Below are 16,706 nucleotides of genomic sequence, written 5' to 3'. Positions count from 1 at the left end.
AGGGAGCAGCGCGACGATATCTCCAACTTACAATAATCAGCGTTGGCCGCTGGGCTGTGGAAAAAACTATTTCGCTGGAACCTTATCCTGCAACCCCTCCAGCGCGCGTTCCAGCTTTACCCCGCGTGATGCTTTCAGCAGCACCGCATCTCCAGGACGAAGATTGCGCGCCAGCCACTCTCCCGCCTGCTCCGGTGTTTCCACAAACTGGGCTTGCGTGCCGGAACCACAAGCAGCTTCCGCCACGGCGCGGGCCATTCCACGAACGCCAATCACCATGTCAATTTTCTTTTCTGCCGCGTGCTTGCCGCATTCGCGATGCAGCGCTTCAGCCGTTGGGCCAAGCTCTAGCATCTCGCCGACTACCAGAATCCTGCGCTCGGCTTTCATGCTGGCCAGGGTGTCAATCATCGCTTCCAACGCGCGCGGATTGGAGTTGTAGCAATCATTAATAATGGTGGCGCCGTTCAGGTGCAGCACCTGGCCGCGCTTGTCAGGCGGAGCGATGCTGGAAAGCGCCGCTGCCGCCTGCGATGGCGATATCCCGCGATCCATGGCGGCCGCGGCTGCCCCCAGCGCGTTATAAATGTTGTGTTCGCCTACGAGCGGAAACGTTACCGGCTCGCCCACGCTGTCCACGACCAGCTCAAACGTCGAGCCTTCCGCGCCGTTGAGTTTGACCTTCTGCGCGCTCACGTCCGCTGAGCGCTTGATGCCAAACGTGACGACTTTGCCTTTGAAATCGCGGCCAAACTGGCAGACGTAATCATCGTCGGCGTTTAGCACGGCCACGCCGCCGGAAGGCAGCGTCTCAATAATCTCGTATTTCGCGCGGGCAATCTCCGCGAGCGATGCAAAAAACTCCAAATGCACCGGCGCAACCGTGGTAACTACGGCCAGATCATGATGGGCCAGCGCTCCCAGCGCACGAATTTCACCGGCATGGTTCATGCCCATCTCGACGACGCCCAAGTCGTGTTCGGCTTCCAGCTTCAGCAACTGCAATGGCAGACCGATATGGTTATTCAGGTTGCCGGAACTCTTCATCACGCGGAAGCGCGTAGCCAGGATGTGCGCCAGAATTTCTTTGGTTGTGGTCTTCCCCGCCGATCCCGTCACTGCCAGCAGCGGCTTGCCCCAAAGACGGCGCGCGGCGGCGCCCAACAGTTGCAGCGCTTTCAGCGAGTCTTCTACTTGCAACAGCCGCAGCGGATCGCCCTCAACCTTCTTCCCTGCTTCAACAATCGCGCCCACAGCGCCTTTTTCCAGCGCGGTTTGCACGTAGTTATGTCCGTCAAAGCGCTCGCCCGCGATCGCAATGAACAGGTCGCCCGGATTGAGCGTGCGCGAATCAATGGAATACCCCATGGCGACTGCTTCCTGATCGCATTCGCCCTTGGATCCCACAAACTCAGCGATTCGCCACAACGGCAACTTCATTTCTCTCCTCCACCTGCGTAGCTGATCTGTTGTAACGCTTCCCGCGCGACCTGCACATCATCAAAAGGGAATGTACCTTCGCGCGTGACTTGAGTTTTCTCATGCCCCTTGCCGGCAATCAACACCACGTCGCCCGGCTTGGCTTCAACCAGCGCCAGGCGGATGGCTTTTTTGCGGTCCGGCTCCACTTCATGCCGTGTGCCGGTCTGGAGAAGGCCGGGCAGCGCATCGCCAATAATCTGCAGCGGATCTTCAGTGCGCGGATTGTCAGAGGTCAGGACGACGAAATCGCTTCCCTTCCCGGCGGCCTCCCCCATGAGCGGGCGCTTGGTCCGATCACGATCACCGCCACAGCCAAAAACAGTAATCACCCGGCCCAGCCCTGATCCCCGACGGGCAAAGTCGCGGGCAATCGCCGTGAGGTTGCGCAGCGCATCGTCGGTATGGGCATAGTCCACCACCACAGTGAAAGGCTGGCCGCAATCCACTTTCTCAAACCGTCCTGGCACCTGCTTGAATTGCGCAATAGCTTCAGCAATCTGCTGGAGCGAGCAGCCACAAGCAAACGTGGCAGCCGCTGCCGCCAGGATGTTGTAAATGTTAATGCCGCCGATCAGCGCCGTCTTAATAGTTACGCCGCCGGAAGGCGTGATGAGCTCAAACTTCGTGCCGTCCTGCTGCAAATCGATGTTGGTTGCCTTGAAATCGCCATTCTGGATTCCATAGAGAATCACCTGCTGGCTTAAAGTTTTGCGGCTTTGACCCAGGCTCTGACCGTATTCGTCGTCGGCGTTGATCACTGATGCCCGAGGCGGCCACGTTCCGCAACCCAAAAACAGAATGCTTTTGGCCTCAAAGTAGCTGTCCATGCTCTTGTGGTAATCCAGATGGTCGCGTGTGAGGTTGGTGAACACCGCCACTTCATACGGAACACCCCATACACGCTCCTGCGCCAGCGCATGCGACGAAACTTCCATCACCGCGTGAGTCGCACCTGCGGCCAGCGCTTCAGCAAAGACCTGGTTCAGCTCCAGCGCTTCCGGCGTGGTGTGCGGCGAAGGCAGAACCCGGTATGGAAGGTCGGCGCCTGCCTTGGCTGGCACGTGATATTCAATTGTTCCAATCAGCGCCGACGGACGCGCGCAATGTCTGAGGATCGACTCGCACAGAAAACTTGTTGTGGTCTTGCCGTTGGTGCCGGTAATGCCAATGACCTTGAGCTTCTCCGCCGGATGACCGTAAAAGTTAGCGCTCATGTGGGAGAGCGCGCGGCGTCCGTTGGGAATCACTGCCCATGGAACCTGCTGGCGTGGCTGTTCCGACTTTGAGTCTGTCACGACCGCCACCGCGCCGTTCGTCAAGGCGCTATCAATGTGGCGATTGCCGTCACTGCTCTCGCCGCGCATGGCGACGAAGACAAATCCCGGTTTCACACGCCGGGAGTTGTAGTCCAGACCTGAAATTTCCGGATCGCCACCGCTGTGCGAGACGCCCAGCCCCCACAACAGTTGAGAGAAGTTCATTGAGCTAGATTATAAGCATTTTTTCCCGAAGTCCCGAGCGCAGTGAGGGATCACTTTGGCCACAAGAATCTGTCGTAATCAGCCACTTTGTTCTTTCAGAACGCCAAGGGATTCCTTACCGGTAGGGCCCCCGCTTCGCTCGGATGTAAGAAGTTGTCCGTGCTAAAGGTTTGAACGGAGAAACTACGATTACACTCGGTTGGTGAACTCTACCAGCGCGCCCAGCTTGGCGCGGGCAGCTCCGGTATCGATTGATTGGACAGCCATCGGCATGGCATCGGCCAGTGAGTCAGCGCGGCCGGCGGCGACCAGCGCAGCGGCGGCATTCATCAGCACGATATCGCGACGCGGAGATTTTTCTCCCTCAAGCAGTTTCCAAATGATGTCGGCATTGGTCTTGAGATCGCCGCCCAGAATTGCGCTCATGGGCGCGCGCTCCAGTCCAAATTGTTCCGGCGTGACTTCATAAACGCGCACCCATTCGCCACGCACTTCGCCGATCTTCGTCGGGCCGCTGATGGAAATTTCATCCAGCCCATCCGCGCCGTGCACGACAAGGGCGCGCCGCAGTCCCAACAGCTTAAGCGCCTGCGCCAGCTTTTCCACCAGATCAACGGAATACACTCCAACGACCTGCGCCGATGCGCGCGCCGGGTTGGTGAGCGGTCCGAGAAGATTGAAGACCGACCGCAGAGGCCGCAGTTCTTTGCGCGCCGGCTGAACGTGCTTGGTGGCCGCATGCATGGCCGGGGCAAACATAAAAGCGATGCCGATTTCGCGAAGGCAATCGGCAATGCGCGGCGGCGGAATAGTGATGTTCACGCCCAGGGCTTCCATCACGTCAGCCGATCCGCATCTGGAGGTGATACCGCGATTGCCGTGCTTAGCGACGCGAACGCCAGCTCCAGCGATCGTAAGCGCCGTGGCGGTGGAAATGTTGAATGTGTCGCTGGCATCGCCGCCGGTACCGCACGTATCGACCAGAGCTTCACGCTCTGTGCCGCTGACGTCGAGCGCGGTGCCATCGGCGTTAGATAGAGGTTGCGCAGCGGCGCGGATGGCTTCAGCAAAGCCGACGATCTCTTCCACCGTCTCACCCTTCATGTGCAGCGCCACCAGCAGCGCGGCCACCTGCGCGTCTGTGGCCTTGCCGGCCAGCAGCTCGCCCATCACGGCGCGGGACTCTTCCCGGCTGAGGGAGGTGCGGTGGTTCGCGATTTTGCAGAGCGCGTCGATGATCATGGGATTAGGTTGAATATTAGCAGGTTGGGTGGGGAATTAAGGAATGGAAATGTCGTTCGAAAGAGAGCAATTATGTTTTCGTTCGCTTGGTTGGAAATGCTAGTGTCCCCAAGTTTAGAAATTTCGCGGGAAAACTGTTGCTAAGCTTTTGAGTCCATGCCTACAATTGAGTTCATCTATTCTCGGATGGGGACAGGATGCTGTGAAGGAAGAAAGTTGATGGGTCTCTTCGAAACACCATTTCGGGATATATCTTCGATTCGAGAAGATGAACCCGCATGGTTAAGCGATCTCAGACAAGGCGAGGAAAGCTCGTGGGCGACTTTGAGGAATTTGGGGGCACAGAAACGCCATCACCTTTCTGCACGTGCCACGTATGTATTGAGTGATGTACTGAAGTGGCTGGCCGACCTCCCGGACAACTCAATTCACGCAGTAGTTACCGACCCGCCATATGGAATTGTCGAATATGACGACAAAAACCATAGCAAGCTGCGAAAGGGTCGGGGCGGAGTGTGGCGAATACCACCGAGTTTCGACGGCGCTAAACGCCGTCCTGTGCCCAGATTCACTGTGTTATCTAAAGAAGAGATTATCAACTTGCATGGTTTCTTTAGCTCAGTAGCTTATGGGCTCTTAAAGGCGCTAGTTCCAGGGGGGCATGTTTTCGTCGCATCGAACCCTTTGGTTTCGACAATGACATTTCACGCTTTCATTGAATCAGGGTTTGAGAAAAGGGGCGAGGTGATTCGCCTGGTGCAGACTTTACGAGGAGGAGACCGCCCTAAAAACGCTGAAGGAGAATTTCCCCACCTTAGCGTAATGCCACGATCATGCTGGGAACCTTGGGGCGTTTTCAGGAAACCTTTTGAATGTACAGTCGCAGAGAATCTCCGTATGTGGGGCACCGGCGCTTTACGGCGGATTTCAGACGTCGAACCATTCAAAGATGTAATCCAATGTTCGCCTACGCGATCACCGGAAAAAGACATCGCGCCTCATCCTTCACTGAAGCCGCAACGATTTATGCGGAAACTGGTGCGAGCGGCCCTCCCACTAGGAATTGGAATCATCTTCGACCCATTCGCTGGTTCCGGAGCAACCTTGGCTGCGGCGGAGGCCATTGGATCCCGAGCCATTGGCACCGACTCAGATGAGGAGTATTTTGCGATGGCCAAACAAGCTTTCCGATCCCTATCTGTCATGCCCGTTGAAAAGGGCTGAGACATTATGCCGATCGTTCGCAACGAGCCTGATGTCAGGAAATTCAATCAGAATGCAACGCTCCCTTTCGAACTCCGCCTTAAAGATTTCGAATTGGCACTGCAGGACGTTTACGACTTTTTTTATGATGTAAATGTTTTGTTGTCGAGCAAGGGCTTGCAACGCCTCGATGATATGCTGCGACCAGCGATTATGTCCGGCTTGCTTTCCGACATGATAAGTGCGAGTCTAGCTAGGCACTCCAGAACATTAGTGCAAAACCAACATTTCAACGGCCATCCAGATTTATTGGTGCAGGGCCGATACCCTAATGACGGCGTAAGGGCAGGCTCTGACGGAGTTGAAATAAAGACCACGCGCAAGTCTGGAGGCGCTGTCGATACACATGGCGCTCGGAACCAGTGGATGTGCGTCTTCGTGTACCGCATCGATAAGAGCACGGAGCCAGCTGTGGATCGTGCCCCCATGACCTTTACTGAAGTGTATCTGGGCCAAGTTACAGAACATGATTTTCGCAGAAACGCACGAGGCCCCTTAGGTACGAGAACAGCGACCCTGGATCGGCAAGGGATTTTGAAACTCAGGAAGAACTGGATATACCAGCTAGAACCTAAAGCTCAATCTGATATTTGACCCACCAATTTCTCGTGGACATTCTTCGCTCGCCCCTGCGAGGATGACACATGCAAACATCTACGTGAAACATCCGAATCCCCTAAACTTGCTCCGGGTGCAATTGTCCGCTTGACTAACTGGAGTTGCGAATCTTATTCAGGAACTTGGTCTGTAACACAGAACGCCAGCGAACGAGGCTCCCTCACCTGCCTCAATCTGTATCGAAGCCTAGATCGGGTTCCTGTGTCGGTCTTGGAATGACCCTTGATCATGAAAAATGTTCTGAAAGGCCGAGAAAATTGGCTTCGCGAGTTTGCGGAACTCCTCACCACTCTTATAGAATCACAGGTTCCCTTCAGCGCACTGACGTCTGCTGTATGAACGCTCCAGTTAAATTGAACACCAAATAGAACGCCAACAGAACCCCAGACATGAAAATTCACGAGTACCAGGCGAAGACAATCCTTGCGAAGTATGGCGTGGCCGTGCCTCGCGGCGAGATGGCCCTGACCCGCGCCGAGGCGGAAAAGGCCGCGCACCGGCTGTTTGAAGAAGGTGCAAAAGGCGTGGTGGTGAAAGCCCAGATCCATGCCGGAGGCCGCGGCAAAGGCGGCGGCGTGAAGGTGGCCAAGAACCTGGAAGAAGCCAAGCAATGGGCGGACAAGATCCTGGGCATGCGCCTGGTGACGCACCAGACTGGCCCGGAAGGCAAGATTGTGCAGCGGCTGCTGATTGAAGAAACGCTGCCGATTGACCGCGAACTGTATCTCGGGATCGTGGTTGATCGCGCGACGGCGAGGCCGGTGTTTATGGCGTCGGCCGCGGGCGGCATGGAGATTGAAGAGGTCGCGGCGAAAGATCCCAAGGCGATCATCAAAGAAGCGATTGATCCCACGATCGGCTTTCAGGCATTTCACGCGCGCAAGCTGGCCTTTGGCCTGGGGCTAAAAGGCACGCAGGTCAATGAAGCGGTAAAGCTGATGACCGGCCTATATCGCGCGTTTGTGGATACGGACGCTTCACTGTGCGAGATCAATCCTTTTATTACGACGACAGACGGGCGCGTGTTTGCGCTGGACGCCAAGTTTGGCTTTGACGACAATGCACTCTTCCGCCATAAAGACCTGAAAGAGTTGCGCGACATCAGCGAGGAAGATCCGCTGGAAGTGGAAGCTTCAAAATACAACCTGAATTACATCAAGCTGGACGGCAACATTGCGTGCCTGGTCAACGGCGCGGGGCTGGCCATGGCGACGATGGACATCATCAAGTATGCGGGCGGGGCGCCGGCAAACTTTCTGGACGTGGGTGGCGGCGCCAACGCAGAGCAGATTGGCCACGCGTTTGAAATCCTGCTGAGCGACAAGAATGTGAAGGCCATCCTGATCAATATTTTTGGCGGCATACTGCGTGTGGATACGCTGGCTGATGGCGTTGTGCAGGCCGCAAAAGCGACGAACCTGAAGCTGCCGCTGGTGCTTCGGCTGGAAGGCACAAACGTGGAGCAGGGCCGCGAGATTCTGAAAAAGTCCGGGCTGAATTTCCAGGTGGCGGAGACGATGAAAGACGCAGCGGAAAAAGTTGTGGCTGCCGCGGGAGGCCGGTAATGGCGATTCTTGTCGATAAATCCACGCGGCTGATGATCCAGGGAATTACCGGACGTGAAGGCACGTTCCACGCCAAGACCTGCGCTGCTTATGGCACCAACATTGTTGGCGGAGTTACGCCGGGCAAGGGCGGCACCACGCATGAAGGCTGGCCTATCTTTAATACAGTGGCGGAAGCCAAAGAAAAGACCGGCGCTAATGCAACGATTATTTTTGTTCCGCCGCAGTTTGCCGCCGACGCTTTGCTGGAAGCGATTGACGCTGAAGTCCCATTAATTATTTCTATCACGGAAGGAATTCCGGTTCTGGACATGGTCCGCGCTTATGAGTTTCTGAAAATCAAAGGCAAGTCGCGGCTGATTGGGCCAAACTGTCCCGGCATCATTTCTCCCGGTAAGGCCAAAGTCGGCATTATGCCCGGACACATCCATAAAGAAGGAAACGTGGGAATCGTTTCGCGCTCCGGCACGCTGACATACGAAGCCGTTTTTCAGCTTACGCAACGCAGCATTGGCCAATCGACGGCGATCGGCATTGGCGGCGATCCCATCATCGGCACAAATTTTGTGGACGCGCTCAAGCTGTTCAACGAAGACCCGGAAACGCACGCCATCATCATGATCGGAGAAATTGGCGGCAACGCGGAAGAAACCGCTGCTGCCTACGTGAAACAACATGTAAAGAAGCCGGTGGTCTCGTTTATCGCCGGTCAGACAGCGCCTCCGGGACGCCGCATGGGTCACGCGGGCGCAATCATTTCCGGCGGACAAGGCACCGCGGCAGACAAGATCAAGGCGCTGGAAGCGGCGGGGATTGCCGTGGCCAAGTCTCCGGCCATGATGGCGCAGACGCTGCTCGACCGGATCGGCACCGCAAAAGTTTAGGGATTCACCGCAAAGAGCGCGAAGGTCGCAAAGGAAAAGATCAGCAATTCATTTTGACAGGAGCACAAGACCAGGAATGCATACATTGCAGCGCACATTTTCCATCGTAAAACCCGACGCCGTAGCCAAAGGCGCCACGGGTGACATTATCCATATGCTTCAGGAAAAAGGTTTCCGAATCATTGGCATGCGGATGTTGGAAATCAACAAACAACAAGCAGAGGGGTTTTACGCAGTGCACGCCAGCCGTCCATTTTTTGATTCCTTGACCACGTTCATGTCCAGCGGGCCGATTGTTGTGCTGGCACTGGAAAAAGATAATGCCATCGCCGACCTGCGCAAGCTGATGGGAGCCACCAATCCCGCGAACGCCGAAGAAGGCACGATCCGTAAGAAGTGGGCATCAAGCATTGAGCATAACGCTATCCACGGCTCCGATGCCGACGACACTGCACGTTTCGAGCTCAGCTACTTCTTTGCCGGATACGAATTGAACCGCTAGCATCCAGGGACCATCAAAGGTGGCAATGGATTTTTATTGCCACCTAAGCTTTTGGCCTGAAGTATTGTTTGGCTGGCCGCATTCTTCTAGTTTAGTATGGCTTCAGCTATAGATTTAGTACACCGCACTTAAGTAATGGATAATTCCACAGCCTGATTCCATCCATCTACTACCATAACGATCTTCATTTAAAGTACAATCAGCTCCGCTCTATCCACTAATCCATTCAATACTGTCTGCTTTCGGTATAGAAAAGAGTATATTCATGCCATTCTCTGGCTGCAACCTACCTTTGTCACTTCCATCCCTCACTATTGCCACTTCTAAGAAGTTGAGAGGTTCCAGCCTTGCCGCAGGAATCTTGTTGTTTTTGTTGATGGGGCAGTCCGGGCGTATGCAGGCCCAGGCGGTAGCGGGAGCGGCAGCACCGACCAGCGGGCAAATCATCGTTAAAATCAAACCTTCGCTGGCTTCAGAGGCAGAGAGGCAGCTCTCAAATGTGGCGGCAGGCCAGCCAATGAAAATTCGCGCCGGCCAAGGTGCAACGCCGCGAATCATCAGCTTCCTGGGGCGATATGGCGCTCGGCAGCTCACGCCTCTTTACCCGCAGATGATTCGGGCAAAAAAGCAGCATGGATGGTCGGATGCGCAACTGGCAGAGAATATCCGGCAGCATTTCGCGGCTCGTGCCCGCCGGGTAGCGCACGCTAAGGCCCTGCCTGAGGTTTCGCGCACATATCTCCTTGATTTGGGCAGCTTGACTCCGCAACAGAAGGCGCGCACGCTGGAGCGGTTAAAGGCAGACCCAGATGTTGAGTTCGCCGAACCAACCCACACCTTTTCTACCAACCAGCTACCTAACGATCCATTCCTTGCGACTAGCGGCACCTGGGGACAACCTTATCAGGACCTATGGGGTCTGTTTGCCATTAACGCTCCTGCGGCATGGGACACGACACAAGGTGACGGCACAGTGGTCGCCGTGGTTGATACCGGTGTGGATTATAACCATCCTGATATTGCGGCCAATATATGGACAAACATCAATGAAGTGGATGGAAATTTCATTGATGACGATGGCAATGGCTTTGTGGACGATGTCCGCGGCTGGAATTTCATTTTTAACAACAATGACCCCAGTGACCGCAATGGCCACGGGACACACGTCGCTGGAACCATTGCTGCGCTTGGCAATAACAGCATTGGTGTGATTGGCGTCGCATGGCATTCGAAAATCATGCCGCTGAAAGCGCTGGACGACAACGGCTTTGGCTTCGACTTTACTCTGGCTCCGGCCATCATCTATGCCGCCAGCAATGGCGCGGACGTGATCAATGCGTCGTGGGGAACAGACAGCAGTTCACAGTCCATTGAAGAAGCAATCCAGTTTGCTACCGGACTTGGCACGGTTTTTGTGGCCGCGGCAGGAAATTCGGGCCAGGATGCAACGAATTTCTTCCCGGCAAATTCGCCTGAAGCCATCACTGTGGCTTCTCATGATCCTTTTGGAAATTTCAGCTTCTTTTCAAACTTTGGTCCCAGGATTGACGTGACAGCTCCCGGTGAGGACATCCTTTCCCTGCAAGCGGCTGGGACGTTCCAGGGCCAGCCTGTAATCGATGGATATACCCGGATGACAGGCACCAGCATGGCTGCGCCCCATGTTTCAGGCACTGTTGCGCTTATTTTGTCTGGAAATCCAACCTATACCACCGATCTGGTTCGGCAAATCCTTCATATCTCCGATACCACCGTTCCTTTCGATTCCAGATTTGGCGCTGGTAAGCTCAACGCGGCAGCGGCCCTCACCATTGTTAATCCCCTGGAGCCCAAGATTACAGGGATACAATTCGGTGCCACACCGATTGATCCAATTACGATTCTAGGCTCGGCACAAGGAACAGGTTTCGCCAGCTACTTGCTGGAGTATGGGGCCGGGACACAGCCATTTTTCTTTACGCCGTTCTTTAGCAGCACCACGCCTACTTCCGGAGTGCTTGGCCAGTTGGATCCCAGCAACTTGTCCCAGGGCACGTATACCATCCGCCTTACCGCGTTCAATACCAATGGACTCGCCTTTGTAGATAGCACGCAATTCACTTTGACTTTCGTGCAGATAACCAGCCCCCCGGCAATAGCGTCAACATATAAACCAGGCTTTTTGCTTCCGATCATTGGAACGGCGGCGGTGCCGAACTTCCAGAGTTTTACGGTGCAGTGGGCAGGCCCGGATGGCGTGTGGCAAACCAGCGGCATCACTCTCGTCGGCGATGGTTTTTTGCCTTTAGCCAACACACAACTTGCAACATGGGATACCTCTGCAATCACGCAGGCGGGATTCTATTCAATTCTGCTTACCGTGAATGGGAATCAATTCGGGCAAGCCTTTACGCGAATCTACCTTGAGCCAGATCTACTCTCGTTTGCCTGGCCTGTATTCCTTGATACCACGCCATGTCTTGAATGCCCCGTGGTGCCCGCGCTCAATCCTGACGGAAGCTATCGCCTGGTAACGGAGAACCCTGCCCAGAGCGCAGCGCCCGGAGCATCATGGATCATAAATCCTGATGGTTCCTCGCAAAAAGCTGTTCTCAACCAGTTTGGCGGCGATCACCAGCCATCCGCTGGAAACCTTGATGGTTTGCCCGGGGATGAGGCAGTCATGGCGGATTTCAATGTCATCGACGTGTTTCATCCGGATAACACGTTCGATGTATTCGCACCTGGTCTCAACGTTTTCCTTTCAAACTTTCCTATCGTGCTCGAAGATTTAAATAATGACTTTCAACTGGAAAGCATAACCGTGGGCGGGGATTTTAGCCCCAGCAACCGTTTTGCCTACGTTTTTGCCTGGAAACCAGACGGACAACAGGCTAGCGGCTTTCCTATTCAGGTACAGGACAACAATTTCATGTCCGGTACATTCAACCTAACAAGGGTAATCGCCGGAGATTTTGATGGCGATGGGCTCAAAGACATCCTGGTGCTAGATGGGCTCACTACAACAACCTATGCCTTGCGCCTTTTCAATCATGACGGCACGGCAAAGCCGTTCAATGCGCCAATACTCACAGGCGTTCCAGCAGGAATGGCTGCCGCTGATCTCGACCATAACGGTAAGCTTGAGACGATTCTTGTCAACCACAGCGATTCGCTTGGAACCCAGGCAGCGATTCACGTTTTCCAGCCCGATGGTTCAGAACGGCCCGGCTGGCCGGTGGACATTTCAGCATCGAACAGCAGTTTTTACAGCTACCCTGGTGTCGCCGTCGGCGACCTGAGGCGCGATGGGCACGAAGAGATAGTGGTCTCCAACGGGTCCGGACTTTATATCTTCAATCCCGACGGCACCCTTTTCTCCAGCGCCTGGCCGCTCCCAATGGCGAACAGCCTCACCTACCTGCGGCCATTGATCGCTGATATCGATGGTGACGGTTTGCCGGAAATTGTAGTTCCATTGAACGATTTCAATTCTGGCGGCCTTCAATTGCGCGCTTTTCATATTGATGGTAGCGTCCTGAAAACCTGGGCGCTCACCGGGGTGAACAATTTTGAGCCGAATTTCGACGCAGCAGCCACCATTGGTGATTTCAACCAAGATGGCGCAACCGACATCGCAGTGGCTTACGGCCTTTCCGCGCCAACTGTCTTCCCGGGAGCTGTGACAATGCTGCAGACTCCCGCTCCTTTTGTCGCTGCTAACAATGATTGGCCCATGGTCCTGCAGAATCCACGAAACAATCCTGTGCTGCTGCGCACTTCAGCCAGCAGCCTGGCCGTTACGTTAAGCACCGGTTCCAATCCCTCAACCTTGGGCGATAACCTGGTATTTAACGCCACGCTGACGCCGACGACCGGGAATGGCTCTATCCAGTTCCTTGATGGCGGCGCGACAATTTCAGGAAGCATTCCCCTAAGCAACGGCACCGCTTCATTCAGCATTGCTGATCTGGGTCTGGGAACGCATTCCATTACCGCTCGTTACACGGGCGACAACAAACTGAACTCTTCTGTAAGTCCTGCGCTGACGCAAACTGTCAACAGACCCAACACCAGCGTCAGCGTTGCTTTGACCACGGGCGCAAATCCATCTCTGGTCGGCGATGCCCTAACTTTTACCGCGAATGTTACGCCGACTTCGGCTACCGGCACCGTGGTCTTCTTTGACGGAAACAATGCCATCTCCGGCGACGTGACTCTGGTTGGCGGAACTGCCAGCATCACTACGTCGCAATTGTCTTTCGGAATACACTCCATCACCGCACAATACAGCGGCGATGCGAGCTTCAACGGCTCAACATCCGCCGCGTTCTCGCAGACCGTAAACAACCCGAAAGCGAACTCTGTTACCTTGCTGAGTTTGAGCGCCGGGACCAATCCATCGGTCTTTGGCAACTCACTCACGTTCGCCGCCAATGTAACTCCGGTTTCGGCCACGGGAACGGTTGTGTTCTTTGATGGCTCCACACCGATCTCCGGCAACCTGACTCTCACTGGCGGAACGGTATCGCTTACCATTCCTGCTCTGGGCGCTGGGACTCACTCCATCACAGCCCAATACAGTGGCGATGCCGCCGTCAATCCATCCACCTCTGCTGCCTGGATCCAAACGGTGAGCAAAGCCAATACCGCAATTACGCTCGTTCAGGCTGAAGATATTGATGGCCTCAAACTCGGAGCCCCAGGCACGTTCATGGCGACTGTGACTCCAGCGACTGCGACCGGATCAGTAGTGTTCTTTGATGGAACCACACCGATCTCCGGCGCAATTCCGTTGAATAACGGCACTGCCACTTTCACCACATCTACTCTGGCAACAGGAACACACATGATCAGCGCGCAATATACCGGAGATGCAAACTTCAATGGAGCTCTTTCCAACAGCATAAAAGTGAAGGTGAAATAACCGAGCATCACCAATCATTCTCTCTGTAAGGGGCCAGCTCCGGCCCCTTACTTTTTTGCATTTATAATTGCCGCCGGATTGTTGCAAAGGAGCCACGCCATGCCATTGATACAAGTCACCATGTTGAAGGGTCGCACTATCGAACAGAAGCGCAAGATTGCAGCTCGCATCACCGATGCCATGGTGGAAGACGCCAAAGCCGCGAAAGAAGCAGTGGTCGTCACATTTATTGAGATCACTCGCGAGGACTACGCAAGCGCAGGCGTCTTGCTGGCAGACAAAAAGTAGTCGGGCTTTGTTTACAACGTGCGCTTGCTAATTTCCGGATGCCGTAGCGCTTTACTGCTTCAACCGACCAAGCACAATCTGCGCCAGCTCTTGAAGTTGCTGGCGCGCGCCTGCGCTGCGGGGAATCATAATGTCAAAAACCGCTTTGCCTCGGCGCACCACAATCACCGCCGACGCGGGCTGGTCCGGCAGCGCCATACTGAGCTGCGCATTGTCCGCACCGGGCACTCTCAGGTGTTCATATTTGGCGCCGCCCTCGCCCAGCACGGTCTTTTCTGTGCCGCTTATTTCCTGCGGTGTTTTCCCGGCAAGAAAAAAGATGTCAAACTCCACCTTACCGGCCTTGCTCTGGTAAACGCAGTATGCGCCATCATTGCCGTCAAGGTTCGCCTGGCTTAGCGACTGCACCGGCACTCCGGCTTTGGTAAAGTCCGCGGGCGTCAGCGCGGAGCACATGGCCTTGCCCGAGGACGGCACAACGCTGTGCGCGCCAGCCTGCGCTGCTGCGGAACCTGCGGCCAGCGCCAGTGCACATCCGGCAAAAATCGTACAGATGCAATGCTTCATGGAAATTGTCTCCGTCCTTTTTTGGGCTGCGATCACCAGCATAGCAGCTCTCTCCGGACATCCTGCGGCTTGCGTTCTGCATTCCTATCGGCGTGGCCACAGAAACCATCAGTCGCTCCATCATCGTAAGTGACGTCCCTGCGCGGCTCGACCGTCTGCCCTGGAGCCGCTGGCACTGGCTCGTCGTCATCGCGCTGGGCATCACCTGGGTGCTCGACGGACTTGAAGTCACGCTCGCCGGCGCTGTTGGCGCTGTACTCAAGCGCCAGGATACGCTCGCACTTTCTGACGCGCAGATCGGAGCCAGCGCAACTTTTTATCTCATCGGCGCAGTCACTGGCGCGCTTTTTTTCGGCTACCTCACAGACCGTCTGGGCCGCAAGCGCCTTTTTACCATCACTCTGCTGCTCTATCTCAGCGCCACTGCGCTCACGGCTTTCTCCTGGAACTTCGCTTCTTACGCGTTGTTTCGTGCGCTTACCGGCGCGGGCATTGGCGGTGAATATTCCGCCATCAACTCCGCTATCGACGAACTGATCCCCGCGCGCGTCCGCGGCCGCGTTGATCTCATCATCAACGCCAGCTTCTGGATCGGCGCTGCCATCGGCTCGGCTGCCGTCATCGCGCTGCTTGATACCGGCATCGTTCCCATCAGCCTTGGCTGGCGGATGGCGTTCGCCATCGGCGCGGTGCTGGGGCTGATCGTAATTTTTCTGCGCCACGCCATTCCTGAAAGCCCGCGCTGGCTCATGACGCATGGCCGGGAACCTGAAGCCGAACAGATCATGACCGATATCGAGCGCCGCATCTCGCATCATCCTGAACTGCTGCCTCCGCTCGCGCCCGATGCACGCATCCACATCCGTCCGCGCAGCCATACTCCATTTCGTGAAATCTGGCGCGCCATTGCCGTGCAGCATCCTTCTCGGTCATGGCTTGCCATGGCACTTATGACCTCGCAGGCTTTTTTCTATAACGCCATCTTCTTTACTTACTCGCTGGTGCTGGTCACGTTTTACGGGCTGCCTGCGCAAAAAGTTGGGCTCTATCTTTTCCCTTTCGCGCTGGGAAACTTCATCGGTCCACTCGTGCTCGGCCGCCTGTTTGATACCGTTGGCCGCCGACAGATGATCACCATCACCTACGCGCTCTCCGGCGTCCTGCTCGCTCTCAGCGGATGGGCCTTTCAGCACGGCCTGCTCACCGCACAAACCCAGGCGCTCTGCTGGACCATCATTTTCTTCGTCGCGTCGGCAGCCGCCAGCTCCGCATACCTCACTGTGAGCGAAATCTTTCCGCTTGAGATCCGAGGCCTTGCCATCGCCGTCTTCTATGCTGCCGGAACGCTCGCCGGCGGTGTCGCTGCGCCTTTCATCTTCGGCTTGCTCATCCAGACCGGCTCGCGCACCGCGCTCTTCCGCGGATACCTTGCCGGCGCGATTCTCATGATCGCTGCCGCCGTGGTTGAAGCTTTCATCGGCGTCCGCGCTGAGCAGCGATCGCTGGAGTCGATCAGCACGCCGCTCTCAGCAACTGGCTTGGAAGATCCGCCCGCTCGGGCAGCGTAACGATCTTATCTTCCGATCAGTACCATCCGTGTTTACTCCGTGTCTCGGTGTCTCCGTGGTAGGTTTTGCTCTTCGATCCCGGCGATTCTTTGGCAATTTTGGCACTTCTGGCAATTTCCCAAAATTTACTTTCTAGTTAACACTCTCAGGCTCCCCTACCCCCTCCCCATGTATCCCCGGCCATCCCACTTTGGCGTAGGTTTTGAGGTGCACCCCTGAGGTGAGACAGAAAATTTATCCCACAGATGTGATTGTGAATAGTGAACCCCTGATTTGAGACAGTCAACAGAGTCACAATGCACCCTCGTTGTTCTCCAGCAGGGGGTTGGGGTTCGGGGAA

The 16,706-nt window shown here is 55.5% G+C and carries 12 protein-coding genes; 8 read left to right on the top strand and 4 right to left on the bottom strand.

The window, feature by feature from the left end:
- Positions 1 to 66 precede the first annotated feature (66 nt).
- From LAO76_24265 to trpD, 3 genes are all read right to left on the bottom strand, one after another.
- The gene (locus LAO76_24265) at positions 67 to 1,440 is read right to left on the bottom strand and encodes a UDP-N-acetylmuramoyl-tripeptide--D-alanyl-D-alanine ligase (protein MBZ5494049.1); all 1,374 of its coding nucleotides are present in this window, start codon (positions 1,438 to 1,440) and stop codon (positions 67 to 69) included.
- Positions 1,437 to 2,963: a UDP-N-acetylmuramoyl-L-alanyl-D-glutamate--2,6-diaminopimelate ligase gene (locus LAO76_24260; GenBank protein MBZ5494048.1), complete on the bottom strand. Its 1,527-nt coding sequence runs from the start codon at positions 2,961 to 2,963 to the stop codon at positions 1,437 to 1,439. Before LAO76_24260 ends, LAO76_24265 begins: the two co-directional genes overlap by 4 nt.
- A gap of 189 nt (positions 2,964 to 3,152) precedes the next feature.
- Complete coding sequence (gene trpD / locus LAO76_24255; protein ID MBZ5494047.1) at positions 3,153 to 4,205, bottom strand: anthranilate phosphoribosyltransferase; 1,053 nt, start codon at positions 4,203 to 4,205, stop codon at positions 3,153 to 3,155.
- A 219-nt stretch (positions 4,206 to 4,424) separates the two neighbouring features.
- Between trpD and LAO76_24250 the strand changes: the two genes are divergently transcribed.
- The 7 genes from LAO76_24250 to LAO76_24220 all read left to right on the top strand — a co-directional run bounded on the left by LAO76_24250 (position 4,425) and on the right by LAO76_24220 (position 14,231).
- Complete coding sequence (locus LAO76_24250) at positions 4,425 to 5,429, top strand: site-specific DNA-methyltransferase (protein MBZ5494046.1); 1,005 nt, start codon at positions 4,425 to 4,427, stop codon at positions 5,427 to 5,429.
- A 6-nt stretch (positions 5,430 to 5,435) separates the two neighbouring features.
- Positions 5,436 to 6,062, top strand: a complete 627-nt coding sequence (locus LAO76_24245) for a hypothetical protein (GenBank protein MBZ5494045.1) — start codon at positions 5,436 to 5,438, stop codon at positions 6,060 to 6,062.
- A 413-nt stretch (positions 6,063 to 6,475) separates the two neighbouring features.
- Positions 6,476 to 7,651, top strand: coding sequence for an ADP-forming succinate--CoA ligase subunit beta (gene sucC, locus LAO76_24240; protein MBZ5494044.1), 1,176 nt, complete (start codon positions 6,476 to 6,478; stop codon positions 7,649 to 7,651).
- Positions 7,651 to 8,535: a succinate--CoA ligase subunit alpha gene (sucD, locus tag LAO76_24235; GenBank protein ID MBZ5494043.1), complete on the top strand. Its 885-nt coding sequence runs from the start codon at positions 7,651 to 7,653 to the stop codon at positions 8,533 to 8,535. The genes sucC and sucD overlap by 1 nt, the downstream gene beginning before the upstream one ends.
- A 76-nt stretch (positions 8,536 to 8,611) precedes the next feature.
- Positions 8,612 to 9,037: a nucleoside-diphosphate kinase gene (gene ndk / locus LAO76_24230; GenBank protein ID MBZ5494042.1), complete on the top strand. Its 426-nt coding sequence runs from the start codon at positions 8,612 to 8,614 to the stop codon at positions 9,035 to 9,037.
- A gap of 265 nt (positions 9,038 to 9,302) precedes the next feature.
- Complete coding sequence (locus LAO76_24225) at positions 9,303 to 13,943, top strand: Ig-like domain repeat protein (protein MBZ5494041.1); 4,641 nt, start codon at positions 9,303 to 9,305, stop codon at positions 13,941 to 13,943.
- 99 nt (positions 13,944 to 14,042) lie between these two features.
- Positions 14,043 to 14,231: a tautomerase family protein gene (locus LAO76_24220; GenBank protein MBZ5494040.1), complete on the top strand. Its 189-nt coding sequence runs from the start codon at positions 14,043 to 14,045 to the stop codon at positions 14,229 to 14,231.
- Positions 14,232 to 14,282: 51 nt separating this feature from the next.
- Here LAO76_24220 and LAO76_24215 read toward each other — a convergent pair whose 3' ends face one another.
- Entirely contained in the window at positions 14,283 to 14,798 is a 516-nt protein-coding gene (locus tag LAO76_24215) for a hypothetical protein (protein MBZ5494039.1), read from the bottom strand.
- 62 nt (positions 14,799 to 14,860) lie between these two features.
- On the opposite strand from LAO76_24215, the gene LAO76_24210 reads away from it, so the two are divergent.
- The gene (locus LAO76_24210; protein ID MBZ5494038.1) at positions 14,861 to 16,366 is read left to right on the top strand and encodes an MFS transporter; all 1,506 of its coding nucleotides are present in this window, start codon (positions 14,861 to 14,863) and stop codon (positions 16,364 to 16,366) included.
- Positions 16,367 to 16,706: the final 340 nt, after the last annotated feature.

It is taken from the genome of Terriglobia bacterium (genome assembly GCA_020072645.1).
In the GTDB taxonomy this organism is placed as follows: Bacteria; Acidobacteriota; Terriglobia; order Terriglobales; family Acidobacteriaceae; genus Angelobacter.
The sequence above is the reverse complement of the archived record's forward strand: the minus strand, read 5'-3'. Positions and strand labels throughout refer to the sequence as shown.

What these genes read in the sequence shown, in the direction of transcription:
- sucC (MBZ5494044.1), top strand. Translation starts at nt 6,476, where the DNA reads ATGAAAATTCACGAGTACCAGGCGAAGACAATCCTTGCGAAGTATGGC.
- LAO76_24250 (MBZ5494046.1), top strand. Translation starts at nt 4,425, where the DNA reads ATGGGTCTCTTCGAAACACCATTTCGGGATATATCTTCGATTCGAGAA.
- LAO76_24215 (MBZ5494039.1), bottom strand. Translation starts at nt 14,798, where the DNA reads ATGAAGCATTGCATCTGTACGATTTTTGCCGGATGTGCACTGGCGCTG.
- sucD (MBZ5494043.1), top strand. Translation starts at nt 7,651, where the DNA reads ATGGCGATTCTTGTCGATAAATCCACGCGGCTGATGATCCAGGGAATT.
- LAO76_24220 (MBZ5494040.1), top strand. Translation starts at nt 14,043, where the DNA reads ATGCCATTGATACAAGTCACCATGTTGAAGGGTCGCACTATCGAACAG.
- ndk (MBZ5494042.1), top strand. Translation starts at nt 8,612, where the DNA reads ATGCATACATTGCAGCGCACATTTTCCATCGTAAAACCCGACGCCGTA.
- LAO76_24265 (MBZ5494049.1), bottom strand. Translation starts at nt 1,440, where the DNA reads ATGAAGTTGCCGTTGTGGCGAATCGCTGAGTTTGTGGGATCCAAGGGC.
- trpD (MBZ5494047.1), bottom strand. Translation starts at nt 4,205, where the DNA reads ATGATCATCGACGCGCTCTGCAAAATCGCGAACCACCGCACCTCCCTC.
- LAO76_24225 (MBZ5494041.1), top strand. Translation starts at nt 9,303, where the DNA reads ATGCCATTCTCTGGCTGCAACCTACCTTTGTCACTTCCATCCCTCACT.
- LAO76_24245 (MBZ5494045.1), top strand. Translation starts at nt 5,436, where the DNA reads ATGCCGATCGTTCGCAACGAGCCTGATGTCAGGAAATTCAATCAGAAT.
- LAO76_24260 (MBZ5494048.1), bottom strand. Translation starts at nt 2,963, where the DNA reads ATGAACTTCTCTCAACTGTTGTGGGGGCTGGGCGTCTCGCACAGCGGT.